General features: G+C 70.5%; 13 protein-coding genes, 1 tRNA gene and 3 pseudogenes. 12 read left to right on the forward strand and 5 right to left on the reverse strand.

Annotated elements, in window-relative coordinates; translation table 11 throughout:
- The first annotated feature begins 83 nt into the window (after positions 1–83).
- The 3 genes from JN350_RS07820 (at position 84) to JN350_RS19175 (ending at position 4,297) form a co-directional block, all read left to right on the forward strand.
- A complete protein-coding gene (locus JN350_RS07820; RefSeq protein ID WP_240347623.1) occupies positions 84–3,095 on the forward strand; it encodes a UPF0182 family protein in 3,012 nt (1,003 codons plus the stop codon).
- 63 nt (positions 3,096–3,158) lie between these two features.
- Positions 3,159–3,235: transfer RNA gene (locus JN350_RS07825), tRNA-Met, on the forward strand.
- A 102-nt stretch (positions 3,236–3,337) separates the two neighbouring features.
- A complete protein-coding gene (locus JN350_RS19175) occupies positions 3,338–4,297 on the forward strand; it encodes a carbon-nitrogen hydrolase family protein (RefSeq protein ID WP_240347624.1) in 960 nt (319 codons plus the stop codon).
- 170 nt (positions 4,298–4,467) lie between these two features.
- Here the strand turns inward: JN350_RS19175 and JN350_RS07840 are convergent.
- Positions 4,468–5,669, reverse strand: a pseudogene (locus tag JN350_RS07840) (aminotransferase class I/II-fold pyridoxal phosphate-dependent enzyme).
- Positions 5,670–5,860: 191 nt separating this feature from the next.
- Here JN350_RS07840 and JN350_RS19180 point away from each other — a divergent pair.
- From JN350_RS19180 to JN350_RS20710, 6 genes and pseudogenes are all read left to right on the forward strand, one after another.
- Positions 5,861–7,882, forward strand: a complete 2,022-nt coding sequence (locus tag JN350_RS19180) for a trypsin-like peptidase domain-containing protein (protein WP_240347625.1) — start codon at positions 5,861–5,863, stop codon at positions 7,880–7,882.
- A 183-nt stretch (positions 7,883–8,065) separates the two neighbouring features.
- Positions 8,066–9,110, forward strand: a pseudogene (locus tag JN350_RS07850) (glycosyltransferase family 2 protein).
- Positions 9,111–9,114: 4 nt separating this feature from the next.
- Complete coding sequence (locus tag JN350_RS07855) at positions 9,115–9,936, forward strand: CDP-alcohol phosphatidyltransferase family protein (RefSeq protein WP_123313359.1); 822 nt, start codon at positions 9,115–9,117, stop codon at positions 9,934–9,936.
- Positions 9,933–10,856: a glycosyltransferase gene (locus JN350_RS07860; RefSeq protein ID WP_240347626.1), complete on the forward strand. Its 924-nt coding sequence runs from the start codon at positions 9,933–9,935 to the stop codon at positions 10,854–10,856. The genes JN350_RS07855 and JN350_RS07860 overlap by 4 nt, the downstream gene beginning before the upstream one ends.
- Positions 10,857–10,898: 42 nt before the next feature.
- Positions 10,899–11,858, forward strand: a complete 960-nt coding sequence (locus tag JN350_RS07865) for a hypothetical protein (protein WP_461964211.1) — start codon at positions 10,899–10,901, stop codon at positions 11,856–11,858.
- A gap of 2 nt (positions 11,859–11,860) precedes the next feature.
- The gene (locus JN350_RS20710; RefSeq protein WP_333926617.1) at positions 11,861–12,130 is read left to right on the forward strand and encodes a hypothetical protein; all 270 of its coding nucleotides are present in this window, start codon (positions 11,861–11,863) and stop codon (positions 12,128–12,130) included.
- A 17-nt stretch (positions 12,131–12,147) separates the two neighbouring features.
- Here the strand turns inward: JN350_RS20710 and JN350_RS07870 are convergent, their stop codons facing one another.
- The 4 genes and pseudogenes from JN350_RS07870 to JN350_RS07885 form a co-directional block, all read right to left on the reverse strand.
- Complete coding sequence (locus JN350_RS07870) at positions 12,148–12,450, reverse strand: hypothetical protein (protein ID WP_111085009.1); 303 nt, start codon at positions 12,448–12,450, stop codon at positions 12,148–12,150.
- A gap of 115 nt (positions 12,451–12,565) precedes the next feature.
- Complete coding sequence (locus tag JN350_RS07875; RefSeq protein WP_205464143.1) at positions 12,566–13,336, reverse strand: ABC transporter ATP-binding protein; 771 nt, start codon at positions 13,334–13,336, stop codon at positions 12,566–12,568.
- A pseudogene (locus tag JN350_RS07880) lies at positions 13,336–14,135 on the reverse strand (ABC transporter permease). The gene JN350_RS07875 and the pseudogene JN350_RS07880 overlap by 1 nt, the downstream one beginning before the upstream one ends.
- Positions 14,136–14,203: 68 nt before the next feature.
- The gene (locus JN350_RS07885) at positions 14,204–14,899 is read right to left on the reverse strand and encodes a phosphocholine cytidylyltransferase family protein (RefSeq protein WP_111085011.1); all 696 of its coding nucleotides are present in this window, start codon (positions 14,897–14,899) and stop codon (positions 14,204–14,206) included.
- Between the two features lie 298 nt (positions 14,900–15,197).
- Here JN350_RS07885 and JN350_RS07890 point away from each other — a divergent pair, with 298 nt between their 5' ends.
- The 3 genes from JN350_RS07890 to JN350_RS07900 are packed head-to-tail and all read left to right on the forward strand — an operon-like array spanning position 15,198 to position 18,060.
- Positions 15,198–16,514, forward strand: coding sequence for an ABC transporter ATP-binding protein (locus tag JN350_RS07890; RefSeq protein ID WP_240347627.1), 1,317 nt, complete (start codon positions 15,198–15,200; stop codon positions 16,512–16,514).
- Positions 16,490–17,830: an ABC transporter permease gene (locus tag JN350_RS07895; protein ID WP_205464144.1), complete on the forward strand. Its 1,341-nt coding sequence runs from the start codon at positions 16,490–16,492 to the stop codon at positions 17,828–17,830. Before JN350_RS07890 ends, JN350_RS07895 begins: the two co-directional genes overlap by 25 nt.
- On the forward strand, positions 17,827–18,060 hold the full coding sequence (locus JN350_RS07900; RefSeq protein ID WP_205464145.1) for a hypothetical protein: 234 nt from the start codon (positions 17,827–17,829) through the stop codon (positions 18,058–18,060). The genes JN350_RS07895 and JN350_RS07900 overlap by 4 nt, the downstream gene beginning before the upstream one ends.
- Position 18,061 lies beyond the last annotated feature (1 nt).

Raw genomic sequence — 18,061 nt, forward strand, 5'->3', positions numbered from 1 at the left:
GTCCGCCCGGTCCAATAGGATCAGTGCACTGACGGCCCGCCGCGAGCCGGGCCCGCCGGTCCGACACGTCTGGAGCACATCAAGTGACGACAACCTCGTCCACCTCGGGGCGGCGTTCGCCGCGGGTCCCGATCGTGGTCACGATCATCGTGCTGGCCGCACTGGTGATCGGCTTCTTCATCTTCGCCAGCCTGTACACCGACTACGCGTGGTTCGCGCAGCTCGGGTTCCAGCAGGTCCTCACGACGCGGTGGATCGCAGGGACCCTGATGTTCCTCGCGGGCTTCCTGGGCATGGCGGTGCCCGTCTTCCTGAGCATCGGGCTGGCCTTCCGGTACCGCCCGGTCTACGCGAAGCTCAACTCGCAGCTGGACCGGTACCAGCAGGTCATCGAACCGCTGCGCCGCGCAGTCATGATCGGCATCCCGGTGGTGCTCGGCATCTTCGCCGGGCTGTCGACCTCGGGGCGCTGGAGCATGGTGCTCGAGTACTTCAACCGGACCCCGTTCGGCAAGACGGACCCGCAGTTCGGCCTGGACATCGGCTTCTACGTCTTCGAACTGCCGTTCTGGCGCTCGATCGTGGCGTACTCGTCGGCCGTGGTGCTGATCGCGGGGCTCGCCGCCCTCGCTGCCTGCTACCTGTACGGCGCGCTGCGCTTCGGGGGACGTGAAGTCCGGATCTCCCGTGCCGCGCGCATCCAGCTCGCCGTCACCGCCGCGCTCTACATCGCGCTGCAGGCGGTCAGCCTGTGGCTCGACCAGTACGCGGCGCTCACCAAGTCGAACTCGCTCATCACCGGCGCGCAGTACACCGAGGTCAACGCGGTCATTCCGGGTCGCGAGATCATGGCGGGCATCGCGGCGATCGTGGCGATCCTGTTCATCGTCACCGCGGTCATCGGCCGCTGGCGCATCTCGATCGTCGGCACCGGCCTGCTGCTCGTCGCCGCGATCGTGATCGGGGGCGTCTACCCCTGGATCGTCCAGCGCCTGCAGGTCAAGCCCTCGGAGCGTACCTACGAGTCCGCGTACATCGAGCGGAACATCAAGGCCACGCGTGACGCCTACGGTGTCTCCGACGTCAAGGAACAGAACTACGACGCCACGACCGAGGCCAGCTCCGGCGCCCTCGCGCAGGACGCCCAGACGACGGCGAACATCCGCCTCATCGACCCGAAGATCGTCTCCGACACCTTCAGCCAGCTGCAGCAGTACCGGCAGTACTACCAGTTCCCGGACGAGCTCGACGTCGACCGGTACGACGTCAAGGGCGAGACCGAGGACACCGTCATCGCGGTGCGTGACATCGACCTCGACGGCCTGAGCTCCGCCGCGAACACCCAGTACAACCGGGCGTTCGTGTACACCCACGGCTACGGCGTGACCGCGGCCTTCGGCAACCAGCGCGCGAGCGACGGCAAGCCGGTCTTCCTCGAGTCTGGCATCCCCTCGAACGGTGCGCTGGGTGACTTCCAGCAGCGCGTGTACTTCGGCGAGACCTCGCCGGCGTACTCGATCGTCGGCGCGCCGAAGGGTTCGAAGGACGTCGAGCTCGACTACCCGTCCGGATCCGACGACGACAACGGCGGCAACGCCACCACGACGTACTCCGGCGACGGCGGACCGAGCGTGGGCAACTTCTTCAACCGACTCGTCTACGCGGCGAAGTTCCAGTCGGAGCAGGTCCTGCTGTCGGACGCGGTCAACAAGGACTCGCAGATCCTCTACGACCGCGACCCGATCACGCGTGTCCAGAAGGTCGCTCCGTACCTGACGGTCGACAGCGACGCCTACCCGGCGATCGTCGACCACCGCATCCAGTGGGTCGTCGACGGCTACACGACGAGCGACGCCTACCCGTACTCGCAGAGCCAGAGCCTGTCGGACAGCATCGCCGGTTCGGAGTCCTCGGCGTACCGCACCGACCAGGTGAACTACATCCGCAACTCGGTGAAGGCCACGGTCGACGCCTACACGGGCAAGGTGACCCTCTACGCGTGGGACACCAAGGACCCGGTGCTGAAGACGTGGGAGAAGATCTTCCCGACCTCGGTGAAGTCGGTGTCGAGCATGAGCGCCGAGCTGCTGGACCACGTCCGGTACCCGACGGACCTGTTCAAGGTGCAGCGGTCGATCCTCGGCACGTACCACGTGACGAACGCGAACTCGTTCTACTCGGGCGACGACGCGTGGAACACGCCACAGGAGCCCACCACCACGGGGTCGACCGACACGGAGTCGAGCGCCGCCGACACGTCGACGACCACGAACGCCCTGGGCGCGCAGACGACGACGACCGCGAGCAAGGCGAACCTGCAGGATCCGTACTACTTGACGATGAAGGTGCCGGGGCAGGAGACCGCGTACAACCTGTACACGACCTACATCCCTCAGCAATCCGCCGGTGCGAACAACCGCAACGTGCTGACGGGGTACCTGGCCGCCGACTCCGACGCGGGAGGTGCGGGCAAGGGCAAGAAGGCGTCGGGCTACGGCAAGCTCACGTTGCTGACGATGCCGAAGACCGACAACATCCCGGGCCCGGCGCAGGTGCAGAACCTGTTCAACTCGGACACCACGGTGTCGCAGGAGCTGAACATCCTGAAGCGCGGCAACTCGACGGTGAAGCAGGGCAACCTGCTCACCCTGCCGGTCGGCGGCGGCTTCCTGTACGTGCAGCCCGTGTACGTCCAGTCGACGTCGAGCGGTTCGTACCCGCTGCTGCAGAAGGTGCTCGTCGCGTTCGGCGACAAGATCGCGTTCGAGGACACCCTCGACGAGGCGCTCAACTCGCTGTTCGGCGGTGATTCGGGTGCTGCTGCCGGAGACTCCGATGCCAGTGGTTCGGGGAGCGACTCCGGTTCGGGCTCGTCCGGCTCCGGCTCCGATTCGGGTTCCGGTTCGACCGGTGGCTCGTCCGGCTCGGGCACCGTCGACAACGACGCGCTCCAGAAGGCGCTGTCCGACGCGAAGGCCGCACTGCAGGACCGTCAGGACGCCTACGCCGACAACGATCTGGTGGCCGCTGCCGAGGCCGACAAGCGCCTGCAGGACGCGATCGAGGCCGCGACCGCAGCCGAAGACGGCAGCTGACACGCCGTGGCGGGGCACACGATTTGTGCCCCGCCACGACCGTGTGTAGGCTATTCAACGTGCCGCGGGGTGGAGCAGTTCGGTAGCTCGCTGGGCTCATAACCCAGAGGTCGTAGGTTCAAATCCTGCCCCCGCAACCAAGCGTCACACGAAAGCCCCGGTCCGAATGGACCGGGGCTTTCCTCGTTCGTGGACCTGTTCCAGGACGCGTGCGTTCCGGAGCCCGCCGGTACGCTCGGCGAATGGGCACCCTCACGATCGCCGCCGCGCAGTTCGCTCCCGTGGACGACCCGGAAGCCAACCTCGAGACCGTCCGGACCGCCGCAGCCGACGCAGCGGCGCGGGGAGCGGCCCTGCTCGTCACGCCGGAGTACTCGTCGTACTTCACCCCCGACATCGACGACCGGTTCGTCGCCGCAGCGCAACCGCTGGACGGCCCGTTCGTCTCCGGGCTCCGCGACATCGCCCGCGACACCGGGGTCGCGCTCGTCGTCGGGATCGCCGAGACGACCGGCGCCGTGACGACCGGCGCCGTGACGACCGGCGCCGTGACAACCGGCGCCGTGACGACCGGCGCCGTGACGACCGGCGCCGTGACGACCGGCGCCGAGACGACCGGCGCCGCGCCCGCGGACGTACCCGCGCGCTTCCGCAACACCCTGGTCGCGGTGCTCCCCACGGGCGAGCTCGCGGCGACGTACCGGAAAGTGCACCTCTACGACGCCTTCGGGTCGCGGGAGTCCGACCGCATCGAGTCCGGCGACCCGGAGCAGCTGCCGGTCTTCGAGTTCGAAGGCCTCCGGATCGGGCTCGAGACCTGCTACGACCTGCGCTTCCCCGAGGTCACCCGCCGGCTGGCTGCACCCGAGCACGGTGCGGCCGACGTCGTCGTGCTGCCGGCCGAGTGGGTGCGTGGCCCCGGCAAGGAGCACCACTGGCGGACCCTGCTCACCGCGCGGGCGATCGAGAACACCGTGTGGGTCGTCGGTGTCGGCCAGACGCCGCCGATCGGCATCGGCGCCTCGGTGGTGCTCGACCCCTCCGGTGTCGCTGTGGCGTCGGCCGGCTCCTCGCCCGGCACGCTCGTCGCGACCGTCGACACCGCCGTGACCGAGGCGGTCCGGCAGGTCAACCCGTCGCTGGCACTCCGCCGGTACGACGTCGCGCTGCTCGCCCAGCCTGGAGGCACGGCTCGCCCCTGACAGGCGCGTTCCGTCCCATCGCGGTCGCCCTGCAATGCCACAACGCGCGTGGAGAGCAGGAACATCCGGCCTCCCACGCGCGGGACGTCCTCCCACGGGGCGGGACGTCCTCCCACGGGGCGGGACGTCCTCCCATGCGCGGAACGTCCTCCCACGGGCGGACCGTCTCGCTACGCGCCAGAGGCCAACTGTGCCAGGCGGTCGGCGGCGTCCGCGAGGACGGAGCGCCGCTTGCAGAACGCGAAGCGCACGAGGGACCGGTAGCCCGCGGCGTGGTCCGGCCGGACGAAGGCCGACACCGGCACGCCGACGACCCCGGCCAGGGCGGGCAGTCCGAGGCAGAAGGCCCGTGCGTCGTCGTACCCGAGCGGCGCGGTGTCGGCGATCACGAAGTACCCGCCGTCCGGCCGCATGACGTCGAAGCCCGCTGACCGGAGCCCCGAGGCGAGCAGTTCGTGCTTGGCGGCGAGTTCGGCGGCGATCCCGGCGAAGACGGCGTCGGGCAACCGCAGTCCGACGGCGACGGCCGGCTGGAACGGTGCGCCGTTGACGAAGGTCAGGTACTGCTTCACCGTGGTGATCGCGTCGACGAGCGTCGGGGAGCAGTGAGCCAGCCGATCTTCCAACCGGTGGTGCTGAAGGTCTTGCCGGCGCTCGAGATCGAGACCGTCCGCTCGGCGGCTCCGGGCAGTGTCGCGATCGGCGTGTGCGGGACGGTGAACGTCAGGTGCTCGTAGACCTCGTCGGTGACGATGAGGGCGTCGTACCGCGTCGCGAGCTCCACGATCGTGCGCAGGACCTCGTCGGGCAGGACCCGGCCGGTCGGGTTGTGCGGCGTGTTGACGAGCACGACGCGGGTGCGGTCGGTGAACGCGGCGCGCAGGGTGTCCTCGTCCGGCAGGAAGTCCGGAGCGGTGAGGGGCACGGTGACGTGGGTGCCGCCGGCGAGTCGGACGAGCGCACCGTAGGCGTCGTAGAACGGCTCGAACGTGATGACCTCGTCGCCCGGTTCGACCAGGGCGAGGAGCGTCGCGGCGAGGGCTTCGGTGGCGCCGGCGGTGACCAGGACCTGTCGGTCGGGGTCGACCCCGAGGCCGTACCACCGCTGCTGGTGTTCGGCCACGGCGGTGCGGAGGTCGGCCGTCCCGCGTCCGGGCGGGTACTGGTTGACGCCGTCCCTGATGGCGCGGACGGCGGCCTCGAGCACCTCGGCGGGGCCGTCCTGGTCGGGGAAGCCCTGCCCGAGGTTGATCGCCCCGGTGCTCGCGGCGAGGGCGCTCATCTCGGCGAAGACGGTGGGCGCCGGGACGCCGTCGGGTCCCAGGAGCATCGCTCCCTCGGCTGCTCGCAACCAGGGTCCTGCCTGCCGCATGTGGTTCCCTCCGGTGACGGCGACGACGTGTCGCGCTGAACGGACCCCAACCTAGCTGGCCGTCCGACGGCGATCCGGGAACGGACCCACAGCCCACGCATAAGATCGGCAGAGGATGCTTCCAGCGTCGCCAGAAGCACCGCTCAGGTGGCTGCGACAGACTGCACGAGCTTGAAAGGAGCACGTCCAGCATGACCGACACCACGCCCAACGGGCAGGGCGACGACCGCCGTCCGGACGATGCGGCATCGCCTGCCGCCAGTGAGGACGCCGCCGCAGCGGCCACGAAGGGGAACACGTCGATGCCGAACGACTCCGAGCAGTTCAACGACGCCGAGCGGTCCGACGACGCCGCGCAGCACACGGCTCCGTCCGACGACGCCACGAACGCCGACCACACCGACGTGATCCCGTCGGCGACCGACCACCCCACGGACCGCTACACGGCTCCGTACCCCACGCTCTCGGGCGACCAGCAGCGCGATGCCGGCCAGCAGCCGGCCGGGTACGGCCAGCAGACCTCGCCGTACGGGCAGGCGGCCCAGTACGGCCAGCAGCCCGCGGCCGACCAGACGAGCCAGCACGGCCAGGCCCAGCCGAGCCAGTACGGACAGTCCCCGTACGGCCAGCAGTCCCCGTACGGCCAGCAGAGCCAGTACGGCCAGCAGGCGCAGTACGGCCAGAACCAGCCGAACCAGCAGTCCCAGTACGGGCAGGGCCAGTACGGCCAGCAGAGCCAGTACGGCCAGAACCAGCAGAGCCAGTACGGCCAGAACCAGCAGCCGCAGTACGGCCAGCAGCCGACCGCGGGCCAGCCGCGGTACGGCGAGTACGCCCAGCCGGCATCTGCTGCTGCCCCCGCGTCCTCGTCGGAGTACGCGACGGCGTCGGCGCAGGCGCCGCAGTCCGCCACGAGCGCCTTCGGCGACGTGGACGGCGCGAACCAGCGCAACGGCCACTACTTCGCCGACGGGACAGCGGGTGCAGCGGCCACCACGACCACCACCCGCTCCGGTCGCAGCAAGCTCGTCCTTCCGATCATCGCCGGACTGGTCGTCGCGGGTCTGGTCGGCGGCGGCGCCGGGTGGCTCGCCGGGTCGTCGCAGGGCGGCACCGTCACGTCGTCGTCCGGTTCGTCGCAGGGCGGCAACCTCACGGTCAACGACTACGACTCCGCGACCGTCGTCACCGCGGTCGCTGCTCAGGCGACGCCGTCGGTCGTGACGATCAACGTGTCGTCCAGCAACGAGGCCGGCACCGGTTCGGGCGTCGTGATGAGCAAGGACGGCTACATCGTCACGAACACCCACGTGGTGACGCTCGACGGCGACAGCTCGAACGGTTCGATCACCGTGACGACCTCGAACGGCAAGATCTACGAGGGCAAGCTCATCGGCACCGACCCGACGGTCGACCTCGCGGTCATCAAGATCGACGCGACCGACCTCAAGCCGATGGAGTTCGCGGACTCCACGAAGCTCAACGTCGGTGACACCGCGGTCGCGATCGGTGCGCCCCTGGGCCTGTCGAACACGGTCACGGACGGCATCGTCTCGACCCTGAACCGCAGCATCCAGGTCACGTCGAGCGCTCCCAGCGAGGGTGGCGACTCCAACGAGGGCGGCAACGGCGGCAGCGGCCCGTTCGACTTCTGGGGCAACGGCGACAACGGCAGCAGCTCGTCCGCGAACACGACGGTCTCGCTGCCCGTCATCCAGACCGACGCGTCGATCAACCCGGGCAACTCCGGTGGCGCCCTGCTCGACGCGAAGGGCAAGCTGATCGGCATCAACGTGGCCATCGCCTCGGCTGGCAGCTCGTCGTCGTCGGACTCGGCGGCCGGCAGCATCGGCGTCGGCTTCTCGATCCCGTCGAACCTGGTGAAGCGCGTCGCGAACGAGATCAAGGACAAGGGCTCGGCCACGCACGGCCTGCTCGGTGCCACCGTCGGCGACGCCTCGGAGAACGCGAGCGCGACCCAGATGGGTGCGCTCATCAAGTCGGTCTCGTCCGGCGGTGCGGCGGCCAAGGCCGGTCTGCAGAAGGGCGACGTCGTCACGAAGATCGGTTCGGCGACCGTCTCGGACGCCACCGACCTGACGGCGCAGGTCCGCTACTTCGCGGGCGGCGCATCGACGACGATCAGCTACCTCCGGAACGGCCAGTCCCGCGAGGCGGACGTGACCCTGGGCACGTACGACAGCAAGGGCTGACGCCACCACGGACAAGACGGGAGGCCCGGTGCACGACGTGCGCCGGGCCTCCCGTCCGTCGGCGGGTCGCGTCGCGGGCGCCCCGCAGGTTCCGGGTTCGGGTCTTGATAGGCTCATGGTCGCTCTGCGGGGCGGCACCGCCCCGGTGCGTCCCGTGCACCCAGCCAGCACCCCGAGGTACGCATGCAGACAGACGGACAGCCCCTGCCGGGCGTCTCGTACGTGATGCCCGTGCTCAACGAGGTCACCGAGGTCCGCGCTGCGGTCGCCAGCCTGCTCGACCAGGACTACACCGGCGTGTTCGAGGTCATCCTCGCGCTCGGACCCTCGATCGACGGTACGAACGAACTCGTGGCCGAGATGAGCGCGGCCGACCCACGCATCCGGGCGATCGAGAACCCGGTCGGTTCCACGCCGGCCGGACTGAACGTCGCGATCACGGCGTCGGTGCACCCCGTGGTGGTCCGCGTCGACGCGCACTCGGTGCTGCCCCCGGACTACACGCGCATCGCGGTCCGCACCCTGCTCGAGTCCGGTGCGGACAACGTCGGCGGCATCATGCGCGCCGAGGGCCGGAGCCCGTTCGAGCGGGCCGTCGCGTTGGCGTACGGCAGCCGCGTCGGACTCGGCGGCACCCCGCACCACGTCGGTGGGACCGCCGGCCCCGCAGAGACCGCGTACCTCGGCGTCTTCCGTCGCGACCGTCTGTTCGAGGTCGGCCTGTTCGACGAGGGCATCAAGCGCGGTCAGGACTGGGAACTCAACCGGCGTCTGCGCCAGACCGGCGGCACGGTGTGGTTCACGCCCGAGCTGGTCGTCACCTACCGCCCACGGCCGAGCCTGAAGCGCCTGGTGCGGCAGTTCGTCGCGACCGGGTTGTGGCGCGGCGAGCCTCGCCCGTCGGTTCCCCGCGAACAACGGCCTGCGGTACTTCGTGCCGCCCGCGATGGTCGCCGCCATGGCCGTCGGGATCCTGGCTGGCGTCGTCGGTGTCGTCGGTGCGGCCCTCGGCAGCCCGGTCGCCTGGGCGCTGCTCGGGTTCGCCGTGCCCGCCGTGTACCTGCTCTTCGTCGTCCTCGGGTCGGTCGCCGTCGCGCGCCGGTCCGGGGTGGCGACCTTCCTCTGGCTGCTCGTGGTGCTGCCCTGCATCCACGTGGGATGGGGGCTCGGTTTCATCATCGGGTTCCTCACCCGCACCTCTGAGCTGACCACCCACACCGGACGGTGACCCCATGACCGACCACGCCACCCCCGGCCGCGGATCCGCACGCCCGACGTCGATCGCCGAGCTGCGGGCCGTCGCCCAGCCGGACGAGGTCCGCGCCCGCGCCAACGCCGAGCACTGGACGGCTTCGCTGTACCTGCGCGACGTCTCGCCCTACCTGACCTGGGTGCTGCTGAAGACCCGCGTCAGCGCCAACCAGGTGACCGGCTTGATGATCCTGGTCGGGTGGAGCATCGCCGCGGCCCTGCTCATCCCCGGCATCTGGGGCGCAGCGCTCGCCCTGGTGCTCGGACAGCTGCAGATGCTCGTGGACTGCTGCGACGGCGAGGTCGCACGGTGGCGTGGCACCCGCTCGCCCGCCGGGGTGTTCCTGGACAAGGTCGGGCACTACACGACCGAGGGACTGATCCCGGTCGCGCTGGGCATCCGGGCCGCCACCTGGCCGATCCACGGCGCCGACTGGATGTGGACCACGATCGGCTGCGCACTCGGTCTGGTCATCGTGCTCAACAAGGCCCTCAACGACATGGTGCACGTCGCCCGGGCGAACGCGGGGCTCGACAAGCTCGTCGACCGACGCGACGCCTCGACCGCGCCGTCCGGCCGGAAGCTCGCCTCGCTCCGCCGCCTGGCCCGGTTCCTGCCGTTCCACCGCCTGTACCACTCGGTCGAGCTCAGCATGCTCGCGTTCCTGTTCGCGCTCATCGGACTGGCGATCGGCGACACGCTCGCCAGCCGGATCCTGGTCGGCGCGCTGCTGCCCCTGGCGGTGCTGGCGACCGTCGGGCACTTCCTGGCGATCATCGCGTCCAAGCGGGTCAAGGCATGACCGACGACGCGGTGACCCCGAGCACCGTTCGTCGCCACGCGGTCGCGCACCCGCAGCGACCGCGCGTCGCCGTCGTGAGCCTGTCGCAGGGCACCCGGCCCGACGACCTGCGCCGCGGGCTCGACAGCGTGCTCGCGCAGCAGGGCGTCGAACTCGACGTGGTCTGCGTCGGCAACGGCTGGGAGCCGACCGGCCTGCCGGAAGGGGTGCGGACGCTGGCGCTGCCGGAGAACCTCGGGATCCCGGCTGGCCGCAACGCCGGTGCCGCGGTCGTCGACGGGGACTACGTGTTCTTCCTGGACGACGACGCCTCGATCCCCTCGGTGACGTTCCTGCAGGACGCCGTCGGCCGCTTCGAACGCGACCCCTCGCTCGGACTGCTCCAGCCGCGCGTGGTCGACCCGACCGGTGCCGCCAATCCGCGGCGCTGGGTCCCGCGCATCCGCAAGGGCGAGCCAGACCACTCGTCGCCGGTGTTCTCGGTGTGGGAGGGCGCCGTCGTGCTGCCGATGGACGTGTACCGGGTCGTCGGGGGATGGGGCGCGGAGTACTTCTACGCGCACGAGGGCATCGAACTCGCGTGGCGCGTGTGGGACGCCGGTCGACGTGCCTGGTACGCCGGCGACCTGGTCGCCCACCACCCGGCCATCGACCCGGCGCGGCACACCGAGTACTACCGCCTGAACGCCCGCAACCGGGCGTGGCTGGCCCGACGGAACCTGCCGGCACCGCTCCGGCCGCTCTACGTCGGCTCGTGGGCCGCGATCCAGGTCGCGCGCTGGTGGCGGCACCCGCGACGCCTGGCGACGTGGTTCGCCGGGATCCGCGAGGGATGGGCCACCGACTGCGGGCCGACCCGACCAATGAGCTGGCTGACCGTCGCCCGGATGACGCTCGCCGGGCGCCCGCCCGTCGTCTGACCACCCCGAACCACACCGCCACCGCAGAACGGGAGACAGTCCATGCCGATCACCAGTGACGTGCGGACCGCCGTGCGCCTGGCCCAGCGCCTGCTCGCCACGCGCCGGAGTCGCCGAGCGCTCGCCCGTCGCCTGCCGTCGGTGCCGGTGCCGGCGCCCGGCACGGTCGAGATCGCGGTCTACTTCGCCGACGGCCCCGTGAACATGTACCAGGTGCGCCAGTGGTACGCGCCGCTGGCCGAACTGGCGAAGACGCACCCGGTCGCGATCATCGCGCGCAGCCCGGGCACCATGACCACGCTCATCGACGAGTCGCCGGTCCCCGCGGTGTACGCCCGTCAGGTCGTCGACCTGGAGCAGTTCGTCGAGACCCAGGCGCCGAAGGTGGTGCTGTACGTCAACCAGAACGCCCGCAACTTCCAGATGATGCGGTACGGGCGCATGTGGCACGTCTTCGTCAACCACGGCGAGAGCGACAAGATGTACATGACGACGAACCAGTTCAAGGCGTACGACTACGCGTTGATCGCCGGGGACGCCGCGCGTGGCCGGCTCGCCGAGGCGCTGTGGGACTACGACCTCGACGCCAGGACCATCGCGATCGGCCGCCCCCAGGCCGACCACTTCGCCGGCGCGGCACCGTACCCCGCCGACGAGCGCACCGTCGTGCTGTACGCACCGACGTGGGAGGGCGACCGCGGCGCCGCTGCGTACGGCTCGATCGCGTCCCACGGCACCACCATCGCCGAGCAGGTGCTCGCGTCGCCCCGGCATCGCCTGGTGTACCGACCGCACCCGCGGAGCGGCGTGCTGGACCCGGCGTACCGTGCTGCGCACGAGCGGATCGTCGCGGCGATCACGGGGGCGAACGCGGCCGACCCCACCGCGCACCACGTGCACGACGAGGGCGAGGAGCTCGGTTGGCAGCTGGCCGACGCCGACGTGGCGATCACCGATATCAGCGCGATGATCTACGACCGCCTGGCGGTCGGGAAGCCCTGATCGTGACCCGTCCGGTGTCGCCGGAGGCGGACGTGGACGAGCGGGGCTACCTGAGCGACGCCAACTGGCTGACCGCGGCCGACGCACCGTCGGTGCTCGCGCGGATCGACGCCGCCGTGGGGGACGCCGCCGAGCTCGCCAAGCTGCAGCAGTGGGTTGCGCGCTACTTCGGCGACACCACGCCCGGTGCCGCGACGGCTCGGTTCCACGCCGCCGTCGAGTGGCTGCTGGAGCGCTGGCGCACCGTCGCTGCCGAGCGCGGCGAACGCTGAGCCCCGGCCGGACACGGTCACGGGTGCAGCCCCTGACCGACCAGTGACATCCGCCACACGTACTCGGAGCGGTCCGGGCGGCGCCAGCGGACGATCACGACGCCGGTGTCCTGCGGATCCGCGCCGAACACGGCGACGGACAGACGTCGACCCGGTTCGAGCCGGTGCACTGCCAGCGGCGGGCTGTAGCCGTTGCCGAGGTGGGTGAGGGTCAGCCCGTCGACCGGTTCGTCCCCGGTGTTGACGAGGTCGTACCGGCGCGGGGCCTGCGAGCGGTCGATGGTGAACGGGACGGCGTACGCGGGTGCTGGGTGGTGCATGGGGGGAACGCTAGGGGAGGGTCCGACGGTGGGGCCCCGGCGCAGCACCGGGGAACCCGTCGCTGTGGAGGGGACACCGTGGTGCCCTGGTTGTGGAGGGGGAGTACCCGACCGGTCAGACGCCGTAGTCGGCGGAGTACTGCGCCAGCGCTTCCTCGATGGTGCCGTCGAGCTGCAGCCGGCCCTTGTCGAGGTACAGACCGCGGTCGCAGAAGCGGCGCAGGTCCTTGTCGCTGTGGGACACGAAGAAGAGCGTCCGCCCGCCGGCCAGGAGCTCCTCGATCCGCTTGTAGCACTTCTCGCGGAAGGCCTTGTCGCCGACGGCGAGGACCTCGTCCACCAGGATGACGGGCTCGTCGAGCCGCGAGATCACCGCGAACGCGATGCGCACCTTCATGCCGCTCGACAGGTGCTTGTACGGGGTGTCGACGAAGTCCGCGATCTCGGCGAAGTCGATGATCTCGTCGAAGGCGGCACGGATCTCGGCGCGCGACATGCCGTGCAGGCCGGCGGTGAGGTAGACGTTGTCGCGGACGGACAGGTCGCCGACGAACCCACCGGTGATCTCGATGAGCGGCGCGACACCGGCCCCGACGTCGATCCGGCCCTCGTCCGGCAGCATCACCTGGGCCACGAGTTTCAGGAGCGTGGACTTGCCCTGACCGTTGCGACCGACGACGCCGATCGCCTCGCCCGGACGGACATCGAACGACACGTTGCGGAGCGCCCAGAACTCGTCGGCACGCTTGCGGCGGCCGCGTCCGGCGAAGAGGTCCTTGAAGTTGCGGCTCGCACGTCGGTTGCGCTTGAAGCAGATGCCGGCGTCGCGCACGGAGATCACCGGTGCGATGGTCTCGGTGCGTCGGGTCTGGTCGGTGGCGGTCATCACAGCTCCTTCAGCACGCGGTGCTCGCTGCGTCGGAACACCGCGAAGCCGATCGCCAGGACGATGCCCGTGATGACCACCGACGCCCCGACCTCGAACCAGTCGAGCTGACTCGGGAAGAACGCGGCACGGTACATCCCGAAGATGCCGGTGAGCGGGTTGACCGCGGCGATCGGTCGCAGGGCGTCGGGCAGCGCGTGCGTGCCGTAGATGATCGGCGATGCGTAGAACAGGAAGCGCAGGACGAGCTTGGTCGCACGCTCGAGGTCGCGGAAGAAGACGACGAGCGGCGCGACGATCAGGCCGAGGCCGTACACCAGCGCGCACTGCAGCACGATCGCCAGCGGGAAGAAGACCACCTGCCAGTGCAGGTGCGCACCCGTCACGATCGCGAACGCCGCCAGCACCGGCAGGCTCAGCAGGAACTCGATGCCCTTCGACGCGTCGATCCGCGCGACCCAGATGGTGCGGGGATCGTCGTCGAGCGGATGAGCTTCGACTCCTTGATGAACGCCCGCGTGGAGTCCGAGACGCCCCCGGTGAACCACATCCACGGCAGCAGCGCGGAGAGCAGGAAGACGATGTACGGGTCTTCACCGACCGAGCCGCGGTGGAACACCTGGGTGAAGACGAACCAGTAGATCGCCGACATCACGAGCGGGTCGAGGATCGACCAGACGTACCCGAGCGCCGACGTCGAGTACCGGACGCGGAGATCGCGGACGGTCAGCAGCCAGAGGGCATGACGATAGCGCCGACCGGCGCTCCGGGTCGCCGCTGGTGCGGCAGCCGTGGGCACGGTCGGCGCGCTCGCTGTGGTCACGGTTTCCCTTCGGGCGGAACCGCCGAAGGGGTCCTGACGGGGGTTCAGGCGAACAGGTTGTTCGCGCGCTCGAGGTCCTCGGCGAAGTCGATCTCGACCGCGTACAGGTCCGAGATGTCGATCGGGGACCAGCGTAGCCCGTCCTCGGCGATGGCAGCTTCGATGCCGCCCTCGAAGTACTCCTGGTCGTCGACGCGACCGAGCTGGCGGATGAGGGCCTGCTTGTCGTTCGCCGACACGTAGTTGATGCCGACGGCTTCGCCGAGCCCGCCGACGACCTGCTTGGAGAGCTTGTGGATGAAGCCCTCGGCGTCGACGGTGTACTTGACCTCTTCGTCGGAGACCTTGTCGGTGTTGACGCTGACGAACGAGTGGTCCTCGTCGATCATGTCGGCCGCACGGACGAGCGCCATCGGGTCGAAGACCACGTCGCCGTTCATCCAGAGGACACCGCTCTTGCCGGTCGCCTTGAGGGCGCGCAGCAGGCTCTTCGAGGTGTTGGTGGAGTCGTAGGACTCGTTGTAGACGAAGGACGCGTCGGGGAAGGCCTCGACGATGTGCTCCGACTTGTAGCCGACGACGATCGTCACGCGGGCGCTCGAACCGAACGCGGCGCGGATGTTGTCGAACTGCTGCTGCATGATGGTGCGGCCGTCACTGAGCTCCGTGAGCGGCTTCGGCAGGCTGCGGCCGAGCCGGCTGCCCATCCCCGCTGCGAGGATCACGATCTGCGTGGTCATGCTGGTCCCTTCTGGTGTCCGCCCGCGCGCCCTGGGGCACGGGCGGGCCTCGTCGAGTCTGCTCGCGGAACGTCCGAGTTCGCCGAGAACCGGACGCCGAGGGCCACGGGGGCCGGCTGCTGCGCGGTGTCGGAGAGCCCGCCGGAGCAGGTTTCCAAGTGGTGAACACTCCTTCGTGCCCTGGTGAATGATACGGAAACACCCGCTCAAGGGGTAGGTCTGCCGCGCTTCGTACTCATTTCGTGACACTGGAGCGGGCGGTTCCCCGCTGTCCGGAGAGCGTTGGTACGGTTGGGCGATGGCCGCCAGAGCAGAGAACGAGGACGTGTACGCCACGACCGACGCTGCCTGGATGACCGAAGCGAGTGACACCGACGAGCAGGACGCCGACGAGCGTGCCGCCGATCGGGTGGACGCCGCGGCGGGGGACGACGCCGACGACGACGACATGGGGGATCCGGATGCGCGCGACGCCTCCGTTGATGACGAGATGACCGACGACACCACGGCCGCCGACACCACGGCCGCCGACACCGATCCGGTCACCGAGCCGCAGTCGGGCGCAGCGCCCGGTCCCGCGGCACGTGCCGCGGCAGCGGCGACGACGACGACCACGGGCGCCCGACCCGCGAAGGCGCGCACCACGAAGCAACGCACCAAGCGACCGGCGAAGGCCGCCGGCGCGACCGGCACCGTGCCTCCCGGCCCCGCGGCGAGCGACGCGACGTCCGCGACCGCGCACACGGCGCAGGGCGGACCGGAGACCGACGCACCGGAGACCGACACCGCGTCCAGCCCCGCCGCGAAGAAGCGTGCTCCTCGGGCCACCGCGTCCAAGGCCCCGCAGAAGCTGCAGCCCGTCGTGCTCGCCGCGGACGGCCTGGTCAAGCGGTACGGGCAGACCCTCGCCGTCGACGAGGTCGACCTCGAGATCCGCCAGGGCTCGATCTTCGGCGTGGTCGGCCCCAACGGCGCCGGCAAGACGACCACCCTGTCGATGATCACCGGCCTGCTGCGTCCCGACGCCGGGTCCGTCACGGTCCTCGACCACGACGTCTGGGCCGACCCCACGGCCGCCAAGCGCAGCCTCGGCGTGCTGCCGGACCGCCTGCGGCTGTTCGATCGCCTCACCGGTGCGCAGCTGCTCTACTACTCGGCCACCCTGCGCGGTCTCGACGGTGCCACGGCCCGTGAGCGCAGCACCGACCTGGCCGAGGCGTTCGGGCTCGGCGAGGCGCTCGGTCGCCAGGTCGCCGACTACTCGGTGGGCATGGCGAAGAAGATCGCCCTGGCCGCCACGCTCATCCACTCGCCGCGGGTCCTCGTGCTCGACGAACCGTTCGAGTCGGTCGACCCCGTGAGCGCTGCGACCATCACCGACATCCTGCGCCGCTACACGCGCGGCGGTGGCACCGTCGTGCTCTCCAGCCACTCCATGGAGCTCGTGCAGCGCACCTGCGACTCCGTCGCCATCATCGTCGGCGGCAAGGTCCTCGCCTCGGGGACCATGGCCCAGGTGCGCGGTCGCAAGAGCCTCGAGGACAAGTTCGTCGAACTCGCGGGCGGCCGCGTCGTGGCAGAGAGCATGGAATGGTTGCACAGCTTCTCCGGCTGAGGGCCGACCTGCTCGCGGGCGAGGTCCGCGGCAGCGCCCGCCGGTCCGTGCTCGTCGTGCTCGGCAGCCTCGCCGGGCTCCTCGCCGCCGTGTTCGTCGCGACGCAGACGGTCGCGCTGCGCTCCGCCGACCCCGACACGGCCCGCGCGGTCACCGTGCCGGTCGGCACGCTCATCGCGTTCGCGTTCACCGTCGTCCCGCTCGTCGTCGGACGGAGCGACCAGCTCGACCCGCGGCGCTTCGCGGTGTTCGGCATCGGCCGTCGAGGGCTCGCGATCGGCCTGGTCGTCGCCGGGCTGATCGGCGTGCCCGTGATCGGGGTCGTCGTCGTGGCCGTCGCGCAGTCGGTCGCCTGGGCGCGTGACGCCGGTACCGGTGTGCTCGCGGTGATCGGCGGCCTGCTCGCGATCGCCACCTGCGCGCTGCTGATCCGCGTGTGCTGCACCGTCGGCTCGCGGCTGATCGGTCCGCACCGGTCCCGCGACGCCGGGTGGCTCGTCGCGCTCGTGATCATCGTGCTCGCGATCCCGGCGGCCTCGCTGCTGCTCCGCGTCGACTGGCTCGACCCCGAGGGCACCGAGATGCAGCGCGTCGCGAACGTCGCGGGGTGGACGCCGTGGGGCGCCGCCTGGGCCGTGCCCTCCGAGGTCGCCAGCGGCCACGCCGGCACCGGGTTCCTCAAGCTGCTCGTCGCGATCGCCGTCGTCGCCCTGCTGACCTGGGCGTGGTGGGCGCTCGTCGGTCGGGCGCTCGACACCGTCGACGGTCGCACCCGGACCCGGCGCTACCAGGGGCTCGGCTGGTTCGACCGGCTCGGCTCGACCCCGGTCGCCGCCGTCGCCGCCCGCGCCCTGACCTACTGGGTGCGAGACCCGCGGTACCGCACCTCGTACCTGATCATCCTGTTCGTCCCGCTCGTCGTCATCCCGCTCGGGGTCGCCGGGGTGCCGTGGCACTGGACCGCGCTCGTGCCGTTGCCGCTGATGGCGCTGATCGCCGGGTTCCTGCCGCACAACGACGTCTCGTACGACAACACCGCGGTGTGGCTGCACGTCGCCTCCGGGGCTCCCGGGTGGAGCGACCGTCTCGGCCGTGTCGTCCCGGTGCTCGTCGTCGGTGCTCCGGCGATCGTGGCCGGTTCGGCGGTGTCCGCCTGGTTGTTCGACGACTGGACGGTGTTCCCGCTGCTGATCGGCGTGAGCGCCAGCGCCCTGCTGTCCGGACTCGGGCTGTCGAGCATCGTGTCCGTCCTGCTGCCCTACCCGACCGTGCGGCCGGGGACCACCCGTTCCAGCAGCCACAGGCCGCGGGTGTGACGGCGACGGTCGCGCAGTCGATGATGGTGATCGGCATCGTGCTCTGCACCGTCCCGGCGGCGTGGCTCGCGGTGTTGGCCTTCGTCCGCGGCGCCGAGCCGTGGTCGATGCTGACGCTCGCGGTGGGCATCGGGGTCGGCGTCGTCGTGCTCGTCATCGGGATCTTCGCGGGCGGGCGGCTGTTCGACCGGCGCGGCCCGGACCTGCTGGCCGCGGCGCAGCGCAACTAGC

The sequence above is a fragment of the Curtobacterium sp. 24E2 genome, from assembly GCF_016925595.1.
Taxonomy (GTDB): Bacteria; Actinomycetota; Actinomycetes; order Actinomycetales; family Microbacteriaceae; genus Curtobacterium.

Bases quoted from the DNA above. Each gene is read 5' to 3' on its own strand.
- JN350_RS19180 (WP_240347625.1), top strand. From the start codon at position 5,861: ATGACCGACACCACGCCCAACGGGCAGGGCGACGACCGCCGTCCGGAC.
- JN350_RS07855 (WP_123313359.1), top strand. From the start codon at position 9,115: ATGACCGACCACGCCACCCCCGGCCGCGGATCCGCACGCCCGACGTCG.
- JN350_RS07865 (WP_461964211.1), top strand. From the start codon at position 10,899: ATGCCGATCACCAGTGACGTGCGGACCGCCGTGCGCCTGGCCCAGCGC.
- JN350_RS07890 (WP_240347627.1), top strand. From the start codon at position 15,198: ATGGCCGCCAGAGCAGAGAACGAGGACGTGTACGCCACGACCGACGCT.
- JN350_RS07875 (WP_205464143.1), bottom strand. From the start codon at position 13,336: ATGACCGCCACCGACCAGACCCGACGCACCGAGACCATCGCACCGGTG.
- JN350_RS07895 (WP_205464144.1), top strand. From the start codon at position 16,490: ATGGTTGCACAGCTTCTCCGGCTGAGGGCCGACCTGCTCGCGGGCGAG.
- JN350_RS07870 (WP_111085009.1), bottom strand. From the start codon at position 12,450: ATGCACCACCCAGCACCCGCGTACGCCGTCCCGTTCACCATCGACCGC.
- JN350_RS19175 (WP_240347624.1), top strand. From the start codon at position 3,338: ATGGGCACCCTCACGATCGCCGCCGCGCAGTTCGCTCCCGTGGACGAC.
- JN350_RS07885 (WP_111085011.1), bottom strand. From the start codon at position 14,899: ATGACCACGCAGATCGTGATCCTCGCAGCGGGGATGGGCAGCCGGCTC.
- JN350_RS07860 (WP_240347626.1), top strand. From the start codon at position 9,933: ATGACCGACGACGCGGTGACCCCGAGCACCGTTCGTCGCCACGCGGTC.